The organism is Dyadobacter psychrophilus, from assembly GCF_900167945.1.
Lineage (GTDB): Bacteria > Bacteroidota > Bacteroidia > Cytophagales > Spirosomataceae > Dyadobacter > Dyadobacter psychrophilus.
The window spans coordinates 191,323-211,535 of sequence record NZ_FUZA01000003.1; the positions used below are offsets into that span (position 1 = coordinate 191,323).

The window sequence follows — 20,213 nt, forward strand, 5'->3', positions numbered from 1 at the left end:
TCAGAATATTTAATAAATGATATTATGACTATCTCAACCCGCCAAGGAAAACTAGAAGACATCCCAGCAATTTTCGAATTAGTTAAGGAACTGGCCGTTTATGAACGAGCCTTAAACCAGGTCACCAATAATGTTGAAAAGATGACCCGGGACTACAATGAAAAACTGTATGACTTCTTCGTTGCCGAGTCGGATTCCAAAATCATTGGCATGTCGCTATACTATTACCGTTATTCGACGTGGAAAGGGAAGAGATTATATATGGAGGATATCATCGTAACAGAAGATATGCGTGGCAATGGCATTGGAAAAATATTATTCGATGCAACCGTAGCAGCTGCCAAACAAACCGGCTGTACAGGCATGTTGTGGCAGGTGCTCGACTGGAATACGTCTGCCGTCGGCTTTTACCGAAAATACGGCACCAACTTCGACAATGAATGGATCAATTGCAGCCTCGATTTTTAAGGTTTCAGTAAATCCGGCCTCCGCTGTTTTGTTCGTTCGATGGATTGCTCGTAACGCCATTCCTCAATCCTGGCTTCATGTCCCGACATTAGAATTTCAGGAACAATGTGCCCTTCAAAATCAGCAGGGCGGGTATAAACAGGCGGCGCCAGGAGATTATCCTGAAATGAATCGGTCAATGCAGAAGTTTCGTCATTAAGAACGCCTGGAAGCAACCGAATAATGGCATCGGAAAGCACTGCCGCGGCAAGTTCACCGCCAGACAGCACATAATCGCCTATACTAACTTCTTTGGTGATAAATAAGTCCCGCACGCGCTGATCAACGCCTTTGTAGTGACCGCATAACATCATAATGTTGCCTTTCAATGAAAGTTGGTTCACCATATGCTGCTGCATCAATTCGCCATCGGGCGTGAGATAAATGATTTCATCATAGTCTCTCTCTTTTTGCAAGCCACGGATACAACGGGCAATCGGTTCGATTTGCAGAACCATTCCAGCTCCCCCGCCAAAAGCATAATCATCGATTGTCCGATGCTTATTAACCGAATAATCTCTGATGTCATGCACCATTACCTCCACAAATCCGCCTTGCTGAGCGCGTTTCAGAATGGAATGTGCGAAAAAACTGTCCAGCAGATTAGGCACGCAGGTTAAAATATCAATCCGCATCATCCGGGGTATTTTCAGAATCAGAATTGTCAAGATAAACTTCCAGCAGGCCTTCGGGAAGGCTAACCATCAGTTGCTTATTTTCTTTATCGGCTTTTAAAACAATGTCAGCAGCCGTTGGGATTAGCACTTCTACGCCTTGATAGTCCATTGCGATAAGGTCCTGACCATTCAGTGAATAAACCTCACGCACAACACCGAGAGCGCCCATCGTTTGATCTACAACGGTGAAGCCTTTGATCTCATGATAATAAAACTCCTCATTGCTAAGCTCTTCCAGCTCATCGAGTGAAAGATAAAGTGAGCTTCCAACCAGCGCCTGTGCTTTCTCAATGGTATTAACATCTTCAAACTTCACAATGGCATTGGCCTGTTTCTGCAAGTTGAAATTTTCGACAAAATAAGGAACCAGCTCACCTTTTATCTCAACATAAATCGCGTCAAGATCTTCATAGTCCTCTGGATAATCTACGTCGAGAAAAATGACAACATTGCCAGTCGTTCCGTGCGTACGAACGATATAACCTAATAAATAACAATTATCCTGTGTCACCTGCTAATAAAATAATGGTGTAAGTATAAAACAATATGAGTCTGTACGGATTACCGACAGACTCATAAAGAATGTATTTAGACGCTAATTACTCAGCCTTCTTCTCTGCTGACTCATCCGTTTCAGGAGTTTCAGTAGACGCTGGAGCCTCAGCCGCCGGTGTTTCAACAGGTGCTGTTTCAGCTGCGGGAGCTTCAACTGGTGCCGCTGCTTCAACTTCTGGTCCGCCAGCCGCTGGTGTTTCAGCAGGCGCTGGTGCAGCTGCTTCAACTTCCGGTGTTTCAACTGGTGCCGGAGCCTCAGCTACTGCTTCTTCAACAGCTGTTTCTTCAGCCGCAACTTCGTCAGTTACTGTGTCGACAGCCGCTTCTGTTTCTTCCACTTCGGGAGCTTCTTCAACAGGAGGTGCGTTTTTCTTAGCGATTGCTTCTGCACGAGTCTGGCTTACTTTACGCTCAGCTTCAAGTCTGGCTTGTTTGTCAGAATCTTTCTTCTGTGATATAGAATCAGCAGCAGTTGCTTTACGATCTGTTTTCGATCCTTTCCATTCTTCAAAACGTGAATCAGCAACTTCTTGCGTGATAGCACCTTTGATAACGCCTACTTGCAAGTGTTTTTTAAGCATAACACCTTCATGTTGCAAAATAGAGCGTGCTGTATCAGTTGGTTGAGCGCCTTTCAAAAGCCAATCAACTGCTTTATCTGATTCCAAAACGATGGAAGCAGGATTTGTACCTGGGTTGTAAATACCCAATTTTTCGATGAAGCGACCATCACGTGGTGCTCTGGCATCTGCGACTACGATGTCATAAATCGCCTTCTTCTTGCGTCCACGACGCGCCAACCTAATTTTAACTGCCATTATTGAATTTGTTATGGTCGGGAACTCGTCCCTAAATTAAACAGGGTGCAAAGGTAAGTGAAATTCCTGAATTCCAGAACAGCCTGCACAAAAAAAGGAAGGTAATCGCTTACCTTCCTTTTCAAATGTTTTGACAACGTCCTAAGGGCGGAAACCAGCAGGATATGTTGAGCGAATCGTGTTGTTAGGCAAAATCTTGATTTCAACACGACGGTTAGACTGTAAGCCTTCAACTGTAGTGTTTTCAGCGATCGGGCGATATTCACCGTAATGCTCTACAATGATGCGGCTAGGATCAGTGATTCCGGCGCGAATCAGGAAGCGTTTTGCTGCATCAACACGACGACGTGAAAGTGACACGTTATAAGCGTCAGACGCACGAGCATCTGTGTGACCAACAAGAACAATGCGGCAGTTTGTACGCATGTTCAAAAGCTCAACCACTTTGCTCAAAGTCTCTTTTGAAGGATTGCGGATGATTGCTTTGTCAGTATCAAATTCAATGTTGCTGAACAACGCTTCGCATTCATCTTTTGGCAAGTTGTTTTTGATAGCATCTCTGATAATTTTATCAAGATCCATTGCAACTCCACCACCCGATACGATACTTCCGATTGGTGTGTTTGGCTCTTTGTCGAAAAGATCTGCTACACCGTCACCATCTGAATCTGTGTAAAGACGTGGATCAACTGGCTTAGGCATGTTTGCTTTTGCAATTGAATCTGCATCTTCCATTGTTGGATTGTAAGGAACAGGGATCAAAGATTGTGGATTTGCCCAACGCAAGTGGTAACGGCCGCTTCCGGCATCATACTTGCCTTTTTTAGCCATTACTGCATTTTTACCAAGTTTGTAAGTTAATGCAATGGTAGCAATTCCGTAAGCATCGTTTCCTGACTCTCCTTTCGCAAATGTCCAGATTCCAGTTTGTGTTGAATAATCACTCAATCCACCAACTGTTGCATCCAGTTTTTCTGTGTTAACAAAGTTATGCGTATAATCTAATCCCAAATCGAATCTTGGAGTTAATTCATAATGTACAGATAGTCCAACCGGCATTACCCATTCACGTGTATATGTAGAACCATTGCGCTCCCACTTTCCAGCTGTTTTCGAGCTGGCATCCGTATTTGTAGAAAAAGAAAATTCTTGCCCGGTTGTAACATTAATATAATCTACATCCGTGTGGTAGTAAATGATACCCCAACCTAAATGTGCGTCTACTTTCCATCTACGCAACTTTTTGTAACCAAATAGCAGGCGGTTGAGATTGGCTGTTCCGTCCAGCGAGACCTGAACAAATGATGGGCTATTAAATGTAGCGTTGTACTCGTGATTAGTGAGTGAGCTGATGTGACCTGCTTTTGAACCTTGCAGACGGCCATTGAATCCAACGATCTGAACACCGAAAATAGGAGAAAGCTGCTTGTTGATAGACAATCCCCAGCCTCCGGTTAATTTCTCGTTGTCTCCGCGTTTGAAGCCATTGTATTCTGTTAAATCTCCGAAGAATTTGGTAATCCCCCCGTAACCTGTGATAGACCAGGTGTTCATTTTATTGGGTCCTTCGTACGTTCGATTTTGGGCAAACGTATTCAAACTCAGTAGGGACAAACAAATCAAAGCAACGTAAAGATTCTTTCTCTTCATGGGAAACACCAGTTATGTGATTCAAATATTCACTATTTAATTAACTCAAAAACAGAAAAAAAGATAAGCCTGTAAGCCGGATTCTGTTACTCTCGATTGGCGAACCAACGTCGAGTTCCTACCATTTATCCAGGATTTTGGTCACCCAAAACCTCTAACGATCTACCCGTGTCAATGTCCCGGAGGACGGGGACGAGCAGCCCCACGGATTGACACCTATTTGATCTTTCAGCTCGTAAGGTTTACCCTGCCCCTTTGGTCACCCAAAGGGCGGTGGTCTCTTACTCCACCATTTCACCCTTACCTTGACACATAAAAAACATGCCAGGGCGGTATAATTTCTGTGGCACTTGCTGTCAGCAATCCGTCTCCGGCCTGCTGCCTTCCCGTTAGGAAGTACGATGCTCTCTGCTGCCCGGACTTTCCTCCCCGGCCGAAACCGCAGCGGTAGGTCAGCTTATTCCTTTCCTCTGACCACAAAGCTAAGAAATACTTTCTTTCGATCAGCAGTCAATATACTATTAAAAGTAAAAAATTATGGTAAAGACGCGGATTTTTGTCGAAATTTTGTTTCAAATTCCCTTTAATCCGTTGACCTTCAAATTAACATTTCCATTCGCAAATACAACAGAATAAAGGTGTTCCGGTGTTAAATAAACCTTGTCCGGTGTAATATCCGTTAAGCTGCCCCGCAAAATGACACCTTCGGTTACTTTCAGGTTTGACAATGCTTTTTGGATTGTTTTTTTCGCATCGCTGATCTGCGCGCCAACCGGAAAAACCATTTTTCGCTCCATCATTCTGCTAAATTGTCCTTGTAAAAGCCAACCTGCAGTTTTCACAATAGAGTTTCTCGTATCCAGGTCATAATCAAGTCCTTTGAGCGACAATTGCTGCGTTATGGGGTCGTAAGAAGGCACTCCTTTCAAATAAATATCTCCATTAATGCTTCCTTTTAAACCAGCTTTGATCACCAACTTTTCGTTTTGACCATACATATCAATAGAGGTAACCTCTACATTATATTGGCCAGCCAGGAAAGAAAACTTTTCCCCGGCAAACTTTGCAGTCGCGAGGCGAGCAGCCTCCGCATAGGAAACCACGCTGATCAAACCCACCTTAAAATCTTCTGAAACCTTGCTTACAATCTGCAAGTCCGGCAATTTTAAAACGGCAGGAATTGCTGGCTTGTGTGCAGAGGTAATTGTTTGCGTGTAGCCTTTAATGCCTATGACAGATCGAAGAATGTTGTTTTTAGCAAGTAAAGGTGTCATTACAACAGCCGTGGGCACAATTGCCAGCCAAGTGTCGAACTCTTTTGACAATAAAACAGGCTGCCGGGCAATGTTCCAGGCCAGTTCCGCATTCTTTTTTAGCTCAATGTTGCTGGCCACCTGCTCGTCAATGGCCTCTGTAATCTTATCAAAATTTTTATTCAAAAGGCGGCTTGCCATACTTTTGATCGGAATGTTAATGCCCGCGACCTTAATGTTCGGGTCGGAGATCCAATCGTAGCTATCTACATAAGTTTCTGATTTGATAGCCCAGTTGGAAGAGATGCCAATCTTTGAGATAAGCCTGATCTTGATAGAAAACTCTGTATCCTTATATCCGGACATGGTAATGCCCAAAGGACTAATCTTATAACCTGCACTAACCCAGATTTTAAGCGGAACTTCAAACAAAAAAGAAGAATCTATCGCAACGACCTTAATGGGGCTTATTTTCCAGACTTTGGCTTTTAGATTGTCGTTATCCTCATCCTCATAGCTGTTGTCTTCATATATCAACCCCTTGATTTTCGCATTGATCTGATTTTCTATTTCGGAAATGGGGATTTCCACCGGAACATTCAGCACAGACAGGTGCTTCTCATTCTGGATCTGATTATCAGAGTACTTATATTCTTCCATAGGCGCTTTGGGGGAGGTGCTTTTAGAACGGCATTGCCATACGCTAAGCGCAAATACCATTGCAAACAATACATTCAGGCAATTAACGAGCCACTTATTTAATCTTAACGAGGGTTGCACCGTATCCGAATTTTTCTTTTTGCGCGTCTTTAAAATAATTTACGTGCTGGTTCTTCCCCAGCCTTTTATGTAATTCAGTCCGTAAAACGCCGCTTCCTGCGCCATGAATGAATGTTATTTCCTCCATTCCATTCGCTATTGCAGATTCCAGGCTACTTTCGAAGGCCGAGAGCTGCGTTTTAAGGATAGAATCATTGGAAAGTGACCCCACATGTTTCGTCAGTTTTTCAATATGCAGATCCACGACTTGCTCTGGCTTTTCCAAAACATGGGTTTCAGTCTTGCTGCCACCCATCAGGCTCGTTTTCAAATCATTGGAAAAATTTTCAGGGCTTGCCTGCACTTCCACTTTTGGGTTTTCCTCATCAATCTGATAGACAAAAGCCTCCTTTCCGAGCACAGGCGCTTTGCCTTTATTCTTGTAAAATGACTGCGCCCTGCATTTGATCCGTTTGGTTAAAGTCTGCGGCAGCGTATGGTTTCCTTCCCGGTAATAAAGCATTTTGAACTCAAATGTAGGCCATGTTTCAAAATCCTTCATGATCAGCTCCGACAGTTTTTGAGCAGTGCGCGGTTGCAGCACGCCACCGGCTAAACCAGTGCTAACCTGCTCGTTGATAGCGACCGCCGTGAACGGCAAAATCCAATCCGAATTATTAATGATATGCATCGTTACTGCGCGATCGTTACTGGCAACAAAAGCCAGATAAATGCCTTTTTCCGCGAACGGTGCATTTCTAGGCACTATAATGTCCTGCTGCGAACCAATTTTCCTGGAATCCTGCTCCTTGACAAGGCGTTGGCCTTCAACGGGTGAAATGGTAACGATCTCATTCCGTAAAACGGGAATGCGAAATCCGTCTTCAATCTCTATTTCAACAATGTTTCCGGGCAGAAACGCATATATGACGCCTTCTTCCCGTCCGTGCACAAGTCTGACTTTATCTCCTATATTCATATTTTTATTCTGATTGAAAGAATGCTGTACATTGTACGACATTCGTTTTAGCAACAATTGTTAAAAGTAAAACGGTTTAAAATCGATGCCTTTTTTGCTGATTTGTAAAGCCGGGGCGGGAATTTTGATTGAATTGGCAAAGAAACCTATCGTCCTGACCAGCTTACTCTTTGTTTTTATTTTAGTCAAATCAATGTCAAGAGACAAATAATACTGACGATAAGGACGGTAACCCCGTTCGATGCTCGTCTCTTTTTCGGCAGAAACCATGTCCTGAATGCCGTAACCAACCGAAAGACAAAGCCATGCAGGCCAGCCGCTGTTTTTAAAGAATGTTCCCGGACTGCCTGAAAACCAGTAAGTCTGACCATTATAATCTTTCAGCCAGCTTTCCGAACGGTTGCTACCCAGCAGTTCCGGCCTTACCTTTGACAATGATGTGTAGTGAAAAGAAAACTTTGGTTGAATTCGCACTTCATCCCAGAGTGCGATCTGGCCCAAGTAGATAACCGATCCCGAAATATTAGCGATCATATCCCCTGGCGAGAAGCCATAATCGGGTGAAAAACCATCCAATATTTCAATTGGCGTCTGGAAAATTATACCTGAAATAGCGCCATATACCAACATTTGACGTTTCGAAATTCCCGTCTTTTTGTATAGTTCCGCTGTGTGCCTTGCAATCTGATACGATGTGTAAACGTGCCCCATTTTGTCCATTTGAAGCCACTCGCCAGAATCGTCCTTAAATGTGAACGTTGTCAGCGGGTTTTTGTACCAGGATTTACTGAGGCCATAGATCGTTCCCAGGTAAAGCGCAGACTGTACTGCAAAAATACCCCTTAACAATGCATAATTGGGCTTGACGACTGTAATTGAATCTTTCGCAAGAGATTCAGTTTGCATAGAATCAGTCCTCATCGGATCCGTTTGTGCAAATACCGGATTAAGGATGCAAAAAGCGAAAACCAGCGGCAGAGATAATCGCAGGAAAGGCGCTTTAATATCCACCATGATACTTTCTAAGGCCCCATTCGGCACCGAGAAGCAAAACCAGAAGGAAAAACAGCCATTTCATATAAATGATTTCAACCATTTCCTCGCTGCTATCCAGCCGGTCGGAGGGGCGGTTTTCTTTTAGTTTTGATATAAAATCTGCAAAAGTTGCAGGCGTTGTAAATGTTCCGCCGGAGCGGCTCGCGAGCTCACGAAGCATTCCAAAATCGGCCGTGGTGTTATTTAATTCAAGATCGGCATTGCTGATTACAAACTGCCCGTTCACCTTTTCCGGGCCCGAACGCAAAGAAGTCGACGCGGCAAAACGGTAAACGCCGTCCGACAATCCACTCACATTGAACCTGGGATTTTCCTTTGAATGCGTGTAAGTAAATTGCCGCGTCACGCCTTTTTCATTGGTAACATCCAGTTTCACTTCCTGTCCAAAGATCGGTTCATAAATGTCATTGTAAATTTCCGTCTGGAACACAACCTGCTCCCCGGCCTCAAACTCATTACGGACAGGGTAAACGCGGAATTTACGCTTATCCTCCCTAACTGAAAGCACCTGGATCAACTTCTGAAACAGATTATCAACCACCTCCTGCTTGTTTGTCTGTGCAAATTCCTCCTGTCTCCATTGCCAGATTCCTTCTCCCGCAAGCACAGCCGTTTTTTGACCTCCATTTGTATTCAGTACCAACAGCGGTTTACTCGTATTTAACGTTCCTACTTTTTGAAATAAAATGGTTTCAGTGCCGGAGGAAATGTTATAGTCGCCAAAAGGGACGGATAAGGGTGGAAGCCGTTCAAGCAGCTTCAATTGTTCGGGATCAAAGTTCAGTTGCTGAAAAGCCGGATTAAAGCGCGCTGTAACCTTATCAACCTGATTATTCGTTGTATTAATGATCAGCGAACGGTTCAAAGAATTGGCCAGCGGCACAGCGGATTGATTGCCCAGAATAAAGAAAAGCGGCGTTTTGGATTCAATAAAACTGCGAACCTGCGTGTTACCCAATCCCAGCACATTCGGGATCTGATGCAAAATGATCAGGTCGTAAGGTTTAGCCGTGGCAACTGGCGTATTGGATATAGACAGGATTTTAATGTCCAGCTCGTAATTGTCATTGGCTTCAATAAGGCTGCGGATGCTCTTAATGTCAGGATGTGGCGCGAGTGCCATTAACAAAATTTTCTGCCTGCCGTCGATAATGTCAATGTAAACTTCTTTTTTGTTATTTCTGGGTGAAGTTTCGCCCGCCACGCCACTCAGTTCCAATGTATAATGCTGAACGCCTTTTTGACTGGAAGACGCTTTGAAATCAACAGCCTTAAAGAATGAAGGCTTGTCAACCATCACTTGCTGGCTTGAAATGACACGGCCATTTTGCTTTAATGTGATCGTCGTAGATTTTCCCGCAAGTCCATTAGCGGCTATTTCCGCGCGGATCGGAAACTCATTGCCGAGATATGCAATCCTGTTACTGATCACGTCTTTGATCCTGATATCCAGATCCGGAACGGTGTCACCCACAGCCAACGTGCTCACTTTGAACGGAAAACGATTATAAGCCGGAGAAATGCCTTGATTAACAATGCCATCTGAAAGCAAAACCACATCTGTAAGATTTCTGCCTTCAAAGTTAGTTTTCACGGTTTGCAGCATTTCAGACAAATCCGTTTTCTTAGCATCGAAACGGATCGAATCAGGAACCGGCGAGCGGGAATCTTTGCCTAATGTTTGTACACTTACCTCAAAACCAGACGATTCCAAATCGGAAACTGCACTGGAAATTTGTTTCATCATTGCTGGCCCGGCACCTTTAACAGATTCCGAGTTATCAATCGCGAAAACGATTTTGGCCTTATCAACAGAGGTTTCGGTCTTACGAACCAGAGGGCCTAGCAGCAGAAAACAGATCATTCCTACGGTCAGTCCCCTCAACAATGCCAGCGCATAGTTCCATTTTTTTCCCCAGGGTGCCGTTGGCTGGTAAAGCACGAACGCGTAAGCAGCGCCTGCCACCAGACAGAAGACAATAAACCAGTAAGGGGTTTGGAAAATGAGTTCGGACCGCATGTGTTAAATGTAACGAAAAAACATGCTATGTCAACATACCGCCGTCCACTTGTAAAACCTGGCCGGTAATGTATCGTGAAAGGTCAGAAGCAAGAAAAACGCACGCATCTGCCACCTCTTCCGGCTGCCCTCCCCTTTTCATCGGAATCGATTGCTTCCATTCTTCAACGGCTTTTGAATCCACGGCATCGGTCATTTCTGTTTCGATAAATCCGGGTGCTACGGCATTGGACCGAATGTTGCGAGAGCCCAGTTCGAGTGCGATGGATTTGGTGAAACCAATGATACCAGCCTTGGAAGCAGCATAGTTGGACTGTCCTGCATTGCCGCTGATCCCAACCACCGAAGTAATGTTGATGATGGATCCGCTTCTGGCGCGCATCATGCTTTTGGTCGCTGCTTTGGTAAGATTAAAAACAGATTTCAGGTTAATCGTAATCACAGAATCCCATTGTTCCTCACTCATACGCATCAGCAGCCCGTCGCGCGTCACACCGGCATTGTTAATCAGCACGTCCAGTTTGCCGAAGTCAGCGATAACATCCGTTACTAGCTGATCCGCAGCCTGGAAATCAGACGCATCCGAACGGTAACCTTTTGCCCGTACACCGAATTGTTCCAGTTCTTTCGCCAGCGCCTCCCCTTTTTCAACACTTGATAAATAGGTAAATGCAACGTCAGCCCCTTCCTGAGCCAGGCGCAAGGCAATGGAACGACCGATACCACGTGATGCTCCGGTTACCAACGCGACTTTATTGTCTACTAATTTCATAAATGGGAATAATTCTGTCAAAATGATTTTGGTGGACAAAAATAGGATTTTAAAGGCCACTGGCAAAAAAGAACATATAGAAACCTTCTGAGTTGGCTTGCTGTTAAGCCACTACATTTAATTTTTGTTTATTTAAATTGAAAGTAATGGCAGAATCAATCAAGACAGCGCTCATAACAGGCGGCTCAAAGGGCATAGGTTACGGCATTGCAGAAGTGCTCATAAAAGAAGGCATACACGTGGCAATTACCAGCCGTTCAAAAGTAAGCGCCGACAAGGCAGCCGCTTCATTAAATCAAATCAAAGAAGGTTTTGCGATCGGCATTGAATCGGACGTGAGAAACCTGGACTCCCAGCAAAAGGCCGTGGAAACCGTTATTTCCAAATGGGGCCAGCTCAATTACTTCATTGCAAATGCAGGCGTAGGACATTTTGCGCCTATCAAAGATTTATCTGCCGAACAATGGCAGGAAACAATCGATATTAACCTGACCGGCGTATTTTTCAGCGCAAAAGCATCATTAGCAGCATTAACTGAAACGAAAGGCTATTTCATCAACATTGCCAGCCTTGCCGGCACAAACTTCTTTGCAGGCGGAAGCGCGTACAATGCCAGCAAATTCGGGCTGGTCGGCTTTTCGCAAGCCATGATGATGGACGTGCGGGAAGCGGGTGTGAAAGTCACAACCATTATGCCGGGTTCGGTTGCAACGGAATTCAGTGATCACAAGCCATCCGAAAAAGATGCATGGAAAATCCAGCCGGAAGACATCGGCCAGATCGTTTCCGATTTGATCAAAATGCCGGCGAGAACATTGCCTAGCAAAGTGGAAGTAAGGCCTTCCATGCCGCCGAAATAGGTTTTTTAAGCACATTTAAAACGGGTTCAGGAAGTTTAATGCTTTGTTGAACCCGTTTTTTTATACATTAAAATTTAAACCCTGTACCATTTCGGATAAGCCATAAAAGCAAATGCTATAAACATTACAGCAATGATCAGAACAGGAATTTTATATAAAATCAATAAAGTCAGCCCGATAAAACCGAAAAGGAACGCCTGCATACATTCTTCGAGCAACCCTTCTTTTTTGTAGAAAAATAAATGCGCCGTGACCAGAACAGACAGCCCTAAAATGTAAAGCTGCATGATTTCAAACAAGGACAATGCACCATTACGCACGCTAACAAGCGTTTCCGGGATGATAATAATGGCATGAATCAAAAATATCCGCCGTATCCGCCGCCACCGCGACACCGGCAACGACCTTCCCCAAAGCCAGGTTTCACTTTCCCATTTATATAATTCAAATGAAATCCCAATGTTCAGCAGATAAGCCAGCGACAAACCGACAGCCGGAAGCCGAAGGTCGTATTGATCTGTTGAATAGTAAAGCAATGTGCCCAATGTGAACAACATAGCCCCTATCTTACCAGCCAGTAATGTCACGCCTTTCTCCTGAAACAACCACTCGAGCGACCACCAGGTCCAGGAGTTGAAGCGCTTGAAAGGCCATTTGAAGAATCGCTTTTTACTTTTCTCAATAAAAAATTGCGGGTTCCTGATCCGCCACTCTGCCGCCATTCCAATGGTAATAATCAGCAATAAATAGTATGGGAAAATCGGCAATAAGCCACTCAAAAGCTTGTCTTGAACGGCCACTGCAATCAAATAAACCCCATAGTAAATCAGCGGCTGTAAAAAACCAATCGCAAGAAGACTAAAACGCAAAACACGTAAAGGAAGCGGCCAGAGCCTTGTATTATATATAAATGTATAATCCGCATTCTTCCAGAGCTTAGTTAAAAACTGCGTGCACAATATTGAATATGCAAGCCAAATCGCCCCCAGATAGAGCATGCCATTGGATGCCGTCAGGAAGAAAACGGCGAATGCGTGATGCTCAGCCCCGCTTAGAAAACCAAAAAGAAGCGCCAGAAGGACAAAGAACATTCCTGCACGCTGCTTGAAAAATTCCGTAACGGTAACCAGCAGCAGTGTTTTCATAAGTTCCCAACAGCGCTAAGTGTCTTATTTTTTAAGACAAATGTTTCGGTGAGATCCAGCCCTTCGTCGCGGAAAGCCTCATGCGATGAAAGCAGGAACGTTGTGCCGTTGGCCCTGTATTGACGGACCAGCTCAAAAAGTGCAACCCGTGCTTCCCGGTCGATGGTGATCAATGGTTCGTCTAGAATAATGACGGAAGGATTTCCCAGAAACGATACGGCAAGCGAAACTTTTTTAACCATTCCGCTGGAACAGCTGCCGAACGGCGTTTGCAGATAATTGATTCCTAATGCCTCAATAAGCATTTCAATTTGCCCTGCCGGACTTTTCTTTGCCTCAGCAACAAAATGGATCAGGTCGACCGGAGTTAAAAATGAAGGATATAAGGGTTCAGCTTCACCTAAATTGAGCTTCAACCTAAAATCAACAGGATGTTTTTTCAAATCATATTGGCCATCGAGTACAAGTGAGCCGGTATATGGAAGCATTCCGGCGATCGTTCGGAACAATGTGGACTTTCCCGCGCCATTTTCACCCTGAAGCCAGAAAATACCCTCACCAATTTCCCAGGAAGCAATATTTAATATCTCTAAATCGCCATACCGCTGGTGAAGGTCCCGGATCTGAAGGGTCATTTTAATGTGTAAAAAGATGATGCATTATTCCTGATAGCCAAATTCGTCTTTAAGAACTTGTAATGCAACCGCTTCCTCGTGTTTGTACAAATCTTTATTAAACATGGCATCATGTCCCGCATTGCGCAAACTCACCCAGCTATGTGTTGCATAAGGATCGTAATCGAAATGTTTGAATGTGTGGCCCATGTTATTCAAATCGGCAAACCATTTCACACCCACATCCAACCGATCGTATGCGCCGAAAGCAGCCGCTTTCCCTAACGGTAAAGTGTCTTTCCTTGTTTTTTCAAGATCAATGAGCGCGACATATTCATTCAGCCTGCATTCCGGGAGCGGCCATGGAGCAGCCGGATCCACAACCCTTGGATATGCGTGCGTGCGCGATTGCGGGTAATCTTTTGCCAATTGCAGCACTTCCGCATAAGGCGGTTTGTATTGCGTATACATTTCCGGGTAACACAATTTCGCCTCGTAGGCCGGACAACCCCAGCATTGCCCGATCCGCCCGATGCCCGACGCCGATCCTATGCCTTCGAGATATTCCTTAACCAGATCTTCTTTAAAATAGACATCATTATGCAGCACCAACAGGTATTTCTGATCCGACATTTCCCAAGGATACTGGTATCTGATCGCGTGCCTGAACTTCTTGAATTTCAAAAGGAAAGGAAACTTCACATTATTCGTCCAAAGCCAGATGCTCGGTTTGTAATGCACGATCTTATCTCCGAAATGGTCCAGGATAAATTGGTATTTCGATGGTTCCGGCTGCTTGGCTTCTTCTACAAAATATATTCGATTGATCCACTGCCCGGAATGCTTCATTAATGTATACAGCGTAATAGCAGTTTGATATGGCTTGCCATAGGCATTTATAGCTACATCGACACTTGATTTAAGAGGATTCATTAACAATTACTATGTATGAATGCAATATTAATTAGGCTAAATTATTGGTTTCTTCCAGATACAAAAATTCAATCCACGAAATTGTTTGTTTTTTTAAACCTTAATTGTCACAAATTCGAATCAACAATGACTAACAATCAGTAGATTAAACGGAAATGTCGCCTGATATGCAAATTACATGCCGACATTTCTGAGTTTGGCAAAATAATCTTACTTTAATTGGTATGTAAAGCACAGAAATGTATATTTGAAAAAATTTTAAAAATTCGCCAGGGGTCTTTAAAATTTGTATTTAACCATAAAAAGCCCTTTTCCAACCTCATCTGATCACCTTAACCGCATTTCGATGACTCCATCACGCCGTTCATTTTTACGCCTTTCTGCGCTCGCCCTGCCACTTGCAAGTGTTCAGAAATTGTTTGCAAAAAATGTGGTCAGAAAACCCATCGTGATCTCAACCTGGGACAGCGGTCAGATTTCCAATGCTGCCGCCTGGCCTGTGCTGGAAAAAGGTGGAAAAGCGCTTGACGCGGTGGAGCAGGCCGCTATTGCGATTGAAAACGACATCAACTGCTGCGTAGGGCTTGGCGGAAATCCGGACCGCGACGGTTTTGTGACATTGGATGCCTGCATTATGGACGAAAAGGCCAATTGCGGCTCGGTAGCATTCCTGGAAAGGATCAAACATCCGATCTCGGTGGCACGGAAACTGATGGAAACAACCCCGCATGTTTTCCTGGCGGGCATAGGCGCCCAGCAATTTGCGGTGGCAAATGGTTTCAAACTCGAACCTGCGAAGCTCTCTCCTGATGCCGAAAAATCTTACAAAGAATGGCTAAAAAAAGCTGAGTATAAACCCGTTATCAACATAGAACACCAACAGTCGAAAGGGCAGAAAGGACACGGTCCATTTGCTCCCGCAAGGCTCGAAGACGGCTCTTTTAATCACGACACAATGGGCACATTAGCATTGGATAACAATGGCGATTTGTCGGGAATGTGCACAACCAGCGGCATGGGTTTTAAAATGCGCGGCAGGGTCGGCGATTCTCCAATTATCGGCGCCGGTTTGTTTGTAGACAATGAAATTGGCGCTGCAACTTCCTCAGGACAAGGTGAAGAAGTGATCCGCGTCTGCGGAACCCACCTGGTTGTGGAGCTGATGCGCTCAGGCCTTTCGCCTGAGGAAGCCTGCAAAAAAGCCATTGAACGCATTGTGAAGCCAAATCCGGAACGTGCAAAGACATTCCAGGTTGGTTTTCTTGCGATTAACAAGCAAGGCGAAGTTGGCGCATATTCTGTTCAGAAAGGCTTCAATTATACAGTTACCGAACAAGGAGGAAAAGGCGTGGTGATTAATGCCAAAAGCTATTTTTCCTGAAAACCCACTTTTTTAGAAGTTAGAATGAAATTGAAATCTACATTGCTTGCCGCTGCCTTGTTGCTCGGCGGTAACATTTACGCGCAGCAACATTCAGAGCAGGACCATTCCAAATACGTCGCTCCGACCGATCCTTTGGTCAAAGAAAAACTAAGTAAATGGCAGGACGTGAAGTTTGGATTGCTCATGCACTGGGGAACGTATAGTGCCTGGGGAATTGTAGAATCCTGGTCGTTATGTCCTGAGGATGAAGGCTGGTGCGAACGAAGAGGACCGCATTCACACGATTGGTTTGAATACAAAAAAGCTTACGAAGACATTCCTAAAACCTTTAATCCGGTTAAATTTAATCCCGAGCGCTGGGCGCAGGCCGCAAAGAATGCAGGAATGAAATATCTGGTTTTCACGACGAAGCATCATGACGGTTTCGCCATGTTTGACTCAAAATACACCGATTACAAAATCACAAACACGCCATTCAAATCCAATCCGAAAAGCAATGTTACCAAGGAAATCCTGGCCGCATTTCGTAACCAGGGATTCATGACAGGCACTTATTTTTCCAAACCAGACTGGCATACCGATACATACTGGTGGCCCTATTTCCCGCCAAAGGACCGGAATGTTTCCTATGACCCTAAAAAGCGGCCGGAGATCTGGAATAAGTTCAAAGATTTCACTTACAACCAGATCGAAGAGTTGATGACCGATTACGGTTCTGTGGACATTCTATGGCTTGATGGTGGATGGGTAAGACCTTTCAGCACCATTGACCCGAATATCAGCTGGCAAAAAACAATCCCCTACGATCAGGACATTGACATGGCCCGAATTGCCAAAATGGCCAGATCACATCAGCCGGGATTGCTGGTTGTGGATCGCACTGTGACCGGCGAATTCGAGAATTATGTAACACCGGAGCAGTCAATTCCGGATCATTATATGTCCATTCCCTGGGAATCCTGCATGACCATGGGCGACTCCTGGTCCTATATTCCAAAGGAAAATTTCAAATCGGCGCAGAAATTAGTGCATACATTGGTTGATATCGTCGCCAAAGGCGGTAACCTACTTTTAAATGTTGCGCCCGGCCCCGACGGAGAGTGGCACGAAGAAGCTTACCAGCGACTGGAAGAAATGGGTAAATGGATGAGTATCAACGGCGTTGGGATCTACGAAACAAAACCCTTAGCGCCTTACCGGGCAGGAAAATGGGCCTACACCAAAAAAGGCAGCACAACCTACGCCTTTTACCTTGCAGAAGCCGGAGAAAAACTGCCAGCAACCCTCAAACCCGAAGGCCTGACGCTTGCTGCTAACGCAAAAATCAATTTAGCTGGAAACAAAAAAGCACTAAAACTAAAAGCAGGAACCATCGAAATCCCAACAAAAACCGCAACAGAAATCGGCCAGCAGCCCGCGTATCTGTTTGTGATCAATTAGGGTTTAGAGATTCGTGAAGTAATCTTATCTTTAAGGTAAAATTACACACATGCTACATTTTGAAATTGACAAACTGACGAATTCAATTGAACACGCGGCAACAGGCGAAATTTTTGAAACATTGGTTTTGCCGTTAGAGGCACTGAAACTGAAATCCTTGGGCGTTCGTAAATGGGTGTTTAACTGGAAAAAGGAAATTCAACCCAGAAGACCAGCTTAATTACACATTATCAAATATCAATCGGTGCAAAAATTCTGGCTGGAAACAGAATGTTTATTGATACAAAAGAACCAGTTTACTGGTTAAACGATATTTCAAATGAAACCTAATTTCAAAGCTATCGACCAAACTGATCCCGAGTTCGTCAATGTTCGTCTCGACGAATCTGACTTAAAGGAAATCAGCGCACTGTTACAAAAAAGAAAAGCTGTTCAGACAAATATGAAGAGTTCAAAACCTGACAGGCTCAAACTGGTCAGAAAATAAAGCTCCATCCGCTATCAATTAGAATCCCTTATAAAATGATCAAACCCCTAGCCGCACTTTTCCTTTTAACGGCATTTAATTCATTTGCGCAGACGCCTCCCAAGCCATATGGTGCATTGCCGGCTCCAAGGCAGGTTGCCTGGCATGAAACCGAAGTTTACGGCATCATGCACTTTACGCCCACTACATTTGAAAACAAGGAATGGGGCTTCGGAGACGCGGATCCTAAAACATTTAATCCGACCGATTTTAATGCAGAACAAATCATATTAGCCGCCAAAGCGGGCGGTTTGAAGGGCATTGTGCTCGTTGCGAAACATCACGATGGATTTGCATTATGGCCTACTAAAACTACCGAATACAACATTTCAAAAAGCCCGTTCCGTGGCGGAAAAGGCGATTTGGTGAAAGAAGTTGCGGACGCAGCAAGAAAACACGGACTGAAATTCGGGGTTTATTGCTCTCCGTGGGACAGGAACAGCGCCAAATACGGAACGCCTGATTATCTGGCGCTTTACCGGGAACAGCTTCGCGAGCTTTATACAAATTATGGTGAGCTCTTCATGTCATGGCATGATGGTGCAAACGGCGGTGACGGTTACTATGGCGGCGCACGCGAAAAACGCGCGATCGATAACACGACTTATTATCAGTGGGATTCAACCTGGACAAACCTAACGCGCAAGCTGCAGCCTACAGCCAGCATTTTCAGCGACATTGGCTGGGATGTGCGCTGGGCGGGCAATGAGGACGGAAGCGTGAATGAAACCTCATGGGCGACATTAACTCCAAAACCTTCGGAAGGACAGAATGTTGCCGTTCCAGGACAAGCCAATGCCACCGAAAACCCGGGTGGAACAAGAAACGGAAAGTTCTGGATTCCTGCCGAATGTGACGTTCCCTTGCGCAAAGGCTGGTTTTATCACCCAACCGAAAAGCCGAAAACACCCGAAAAGCTATTTGACCTTTATTTAAAAAGTGTAGGCAGAGGCGCAGCACTCGATCTTGGACTCGCTCCCGATTTGCGCGGACAACTGCATGAAGACGACGTGGCCGCATTAAAAGCATTCGGCGATCACGTTAAAACGACGTTTGCAACCAATCTGATCGCCCGTGCCGGTTCCAAAGCGGTAAATGTGCGTGGCTACAATTCCATTTACAGTGCCAAAAATATCCTGGATGGAAAACCCGAAACATATTGGGCCACAGACGATGATTTCAAAACGCCCGAAGTGGTCATTGACCTGAGCCAACCAGTTACATTTGATATCATTAGTTTGCAGGAATTTATCAAGCTCGGACAACGCATTGAAGAATTCGCAGTCGATAGCTGGGAAGGCAACGCCTGGAAGGAAATCCATAAGGGAACCAGCATCGGTGCAAAGCGGATCGTAAAACTTTCGACGCCGGTTACGACCCAAAAAGTGCGGCTGCGAATCACCAAATCTCCGGTTAGCGTCGCCATCAGTGAGTTCGGTTTATATAAAGATTCTGAGTAACTTACGGACACATTTTAAGTTAAAGTCATGCTCAAAAGGCGTGACTTTTTTTTATTTCAAGAGGTGCTAGTGTTGCCTTTTTGCAGAATAGGACAATTAAATTTTGTTATTCGAATAATTTGCAAAACAGTATTTTATATATAAATCGCAATGCCTATTTTTGATTAGATCAGCATTTTTACTCCGATTACATTGGCGCAGTTTTCAAAAAATACCGACGATGCTATTCTTTGGAATTACTTCCGCAGCGGGGATGAAGATGCTTATACCGAACTTTCGCAACGCTACTATCGCACGCTGATCCAGTACGGACAGCGGTTCACGGTGAACATGCAGGTGATCGAGGACACATTGCAAGATCTGCTCGTCCACCTGTGGCTGCACCGCGAGACGATCAATGATACGCCCTCGGTCAAATTTTATCTGATCAAATCTTTCCGTCACCGCATGCTTAAAACGATTAAGCCGCTTTGGGAAGAAGTGGAGCTGACGGAGGACATGAACACCGAATTTTCCTGTGAAGATTTTCTCATTCAGCGTGAGCACGAATATGCGCTCAAAAAACAAGTCAAGAATGCGGTCGATCAGTTGCCTGTCCGGCAACAGGAAGTGATTTATCTACGTTTTTTTCAAAATCTGCAACCTGAAGAAATTGGCAGACTGCTCTCTATCAACTCGCAATCGGTTAGTAACATTATCCAGCGGGCGTTGCATAATCTCCGGAATATGTGGATTTCCACGCCGCCATTCTCCATCCTCCTCTGCTCCTTTTTCCAAATTTTGTATTAGTTCCTGAATAAAATTA

Annotated in this window: 20 protein-coding genes and 1 other RNA gene; 8 read left to right on the forward strand and 13 right to left on the reverse strand. The window is 44.6% G+C overall.

The window, feature by feature from the left end:
• The first annotated feature begins 24 nt into the window (after positions 1-24).
• Positions 25-468 (forward strand): GNAT family N-acetyltransferase, encoded by a 444-nt coding sequence (locus B5X68_RS14635; RefSeq protein ID WP_082215499.1) that lies wholly within the window; start codon positions 25-27, stop codon positions 466-468.
• Here B5X68_RS14635 and trmD read toward each other — a convergent pair.
• The 10 genes from trmD to fabG all read right to left on the reverse strand — a co-directional run bounded on the left by trmD (position 465) and on the right by fabG (position 11,046).
• Complete coding sequence (trmD, locus tag B5X68_RS14640; protein ID WP_082215754.1) at positions 465-1,142, reverse strand: tRNA (guanosine(37)-N1)-methyltransferase TrmD; 678 nt, start codon at positions 1,140-1,142, stop codon at positions 465-467. The genes B5X68_RS14635 and trmD overlap by 4 nt on opposite strands.
• Complete coding sequence (gene rimM / locus B5X68_RS14645; RefSeq protein ID WP_082215500.1) at positions 1,132-1,695, reverse strand: ribosome maturation factor RimM; 564 nt, start codon at positions 1,693-1,695, stop codon at positions 1,132-1,134. Before rimM ends, trmD begins: the two co-directional genes overlap by 11 nt.
• Positions 1,696-1,783: 88 nt before the next feature.
• Positions 1,784-2,557, reverse strand: coding sequence for a 30S ribosomal protein S16 (locus B5X68_RS14650; RefSeq protein WP_082215501.1), 774 nt, complete (start codon positions 2,555-2,557; stop codon positions 1,784-1,786).
• Positions 2,558-2,698: 141 nt separating this feature from the next.
• Entirely contained in the window at positions 2,699-4,207 is a 1,509-nt protein-coding gene (locus tag B5X68_RS14655; protein WP_082215502.1) for an OmpA family protein, read from the reverse strand.
• Positions 4,208-4,263: 56 nt separating this feature from the next.
• Positions 4,264-4,671: RNase P RNA component class A (gene rnpB, locus B5X68_RS14660), an RNA gene on the reverse strand.
• Between the two features lie 108 nt (positions 4,672-4,779).
• Positions 4,780-6,180 (reverse strand): DUF4403 family protein, encoded by a 1,401-nt coding sequence (locus tag B5X68_RS14665; RefSeq protein ID WP_229208425.1) that lies wholly within the window; start codon positions 6,178-6,180, stop codon positions 4,780-4,782.
• Positions 6,181-6,214: 34 nt separating this feature from the next.
• Positions 6,215-7,198 carry a Smr/MutS family protein gene (locus B5X68_RS14670; RefSeq protein WP_082215756.1) on the reverse strand — a complete coding sequence of 328 codons (984 nt, stop codon included), beginning with the start codon at positions 7,196-7,198 and terminating at the stop codon, positions 6,215-6,217.
• Between the two features lie 60 nt (positions 7,199-7,258).
• Positions 7,259-8,212: a DUF2279 domain-containing protein gene (locus tag B5X68_RS14675; RefSeq protein WP_082215503.1), complete on the reverse strand. Its 954-nt coding sequence runs from the start codon at positions 8,210-8,212 to the stop codon at positions 7,259-7,261.
• On the reverse strand, positions 8,199-10,274 hold the full coding sequence (locus B5X68_RS14680) for a hypothetical protein (protein WP_082215504.1): 2,076 nt from the start codon (positions 10,272-10,274) through the stop codon (positions 8,199-8,201). The genes B5X68_RS14675 and B5X68_RS14680 overlap by 14 nt, the downstream gene beginning before the upstream one ends.
• 25 nt (positions 10,275-10,299) lie before the next feature.
• Positions 10,300-11,046 (reverse strand): 3-oxoacyl-[acyl-carrier-protein] reductase, encoded by a 747-nt coding sequence (gene fabG, locus B5X68_RS14685; RefSeq protein ID WP_082215757.1) that lies wholly within the window; start codon positions 11,044-11,046, stop codon positions 10,300-10,302.
• A gap of 146 nt (positions 11,047-11,192) precedes the next feature.
• On the opposite strand from fabG, the gene B5X68_RS14690 reads away from it, so the two are divergent.
• Positions 11,193-11,906, forward strand: coding sequence for an SDR family oxidoreductase (locus B5X68_RS14690; RefSeq protein WP_082215505.1), 714 nt, complete (start codon positions 11,193-11,195; stop codon positions 11,904-11,906).
• A 74-nt stretch (positions 11,907-11,980) separates the two neighbouring features.
• Here B5X68_RS14690 and B5X68_RS14695 read toward each other — a convergent pair whose 3' ends face one another.
• Genes B5X68_RS14695 through B5X68_RS14705 form a run of 3 tightly spaced genes read right to left on the reverse strand, consistent with a single transcriptional unit; the run spans position 11,981 to position 14,598 of the window.
• Positions 11,981-13,051: a hypothetical protein gene (locus B5X68_RS14695; RefSeq protein ID WP_082215506.1), complete on the reverse strand. Its 1,071-nt coding sequence runs from the start codon at positions 13,049-13,051 to the stop codon at positions 11,981-11,983.
• On the reverse strand, positions 13,048-13,686 hold the full coding sequence (locus B5X68_RS14700) for an ABC transporter ATP-binding protein (protein ID WP_082215507.1): 639 nt from the start codon (positions 13,684-13,686) through the stop codon (positions 13,048-13,050). The genes B5X68_RS14695 and B5X68_RS14700 overlap by 4 nt, the downstream gene beginning before the upstream one ends.
• 24 nt (positions 13,687-13,710) lie before the next feature.
• A complete protein-coding gene (locus tag B5X68_RS14705; protein WP_082215508.1) occupies positions 13,711-14,598 on the reverse strand; it encodes a hypothetical protein in 888 nt (295 codons plus the stop codon).
• 346 nt (positions 14,599-14,944) lie between these two features.
• Between B5X68_RS14705 and B5X68_RS14710 the strand changes: the two genes are divergently transcribed.
• The 6 genes from B5X68_RS14710 to B5X68_RS14725 all read left to right on the forward strand — a co-directional run bounded on the left by B5X68_RS14710 (position 14,945) and on the right by B5X68_RS14725 (position 20,197).
• Entirely contained in the window at positions 14,945-15,979 is a 1,035-nt protein-coding gene (locus B5X68_RS14710; RefSeq protein WP_082215509.1) for an isoaspartyl peptidase/L-asparaginase family protein, read from the forward strand.
• Between the two features lie 24 nt (positions 15,980-16,003).
• On the forward strand, positions 16,004-17,422 hold the full coding sequence (locus tag B5X68_RS14715) for an alpha-L-fucosidase (RefSeq protein WP_082215510.1): 1,419 nt from the start codon (positions 16,004-16,006) through the stop codon (positions 17,420-17,422).
• A gap of 49 nt (positions 17,423-17,471) precedes the next feature.
• On the forward strand, positions 17,472-17,642 hold the full coding sequence (locus tag B5X68_RS28935; protein WP_170916655.1) for a hypothetical protein: 171 nt from the start codon (positions 17,472-17,474) through the stop codon (positions 17,640-17,642).
• A gap of 99 nt (positions 17,643-17,741) precedes the next feature.
• Positions 17,742-17,909 (forward strand): hypothetical protein, encoded by a 168-nt coding sequence (locus B5X68_RS28940; RefSeq protein ID WP_170916656.1) that lies wholly within the window; start codon positions 17,742-17,744, stop codon positions 17,907-17,909.
• Between the two features lie 35 nt (positions 17,910-17,944).
• Complete coding sequence (locus B5X68_RS14720; RefSeq protein WP_082215511.1) at positions 17,945-19,408, forward strand: alpha-L-fucosidase; 1,464 nt, start codon at positions 17,945-17,947, stop codon at positions 19,406-19,408.
• Positions 19,409-19,600: 192 nt separating this feature from the next.
• Complete coding sequence (locus tag B5X68_RS14725; protein WP_170916657.1) at positions 19,601-20,197, forward strand: RNA polymerase sigma factor; 597 nt, start codon at positions 19,601-19,603, stop codon at positions 20,195-20,197.
• The last annotated feature ends 16 nt before the right edge of the window (positions 20,198-20,213 follow it).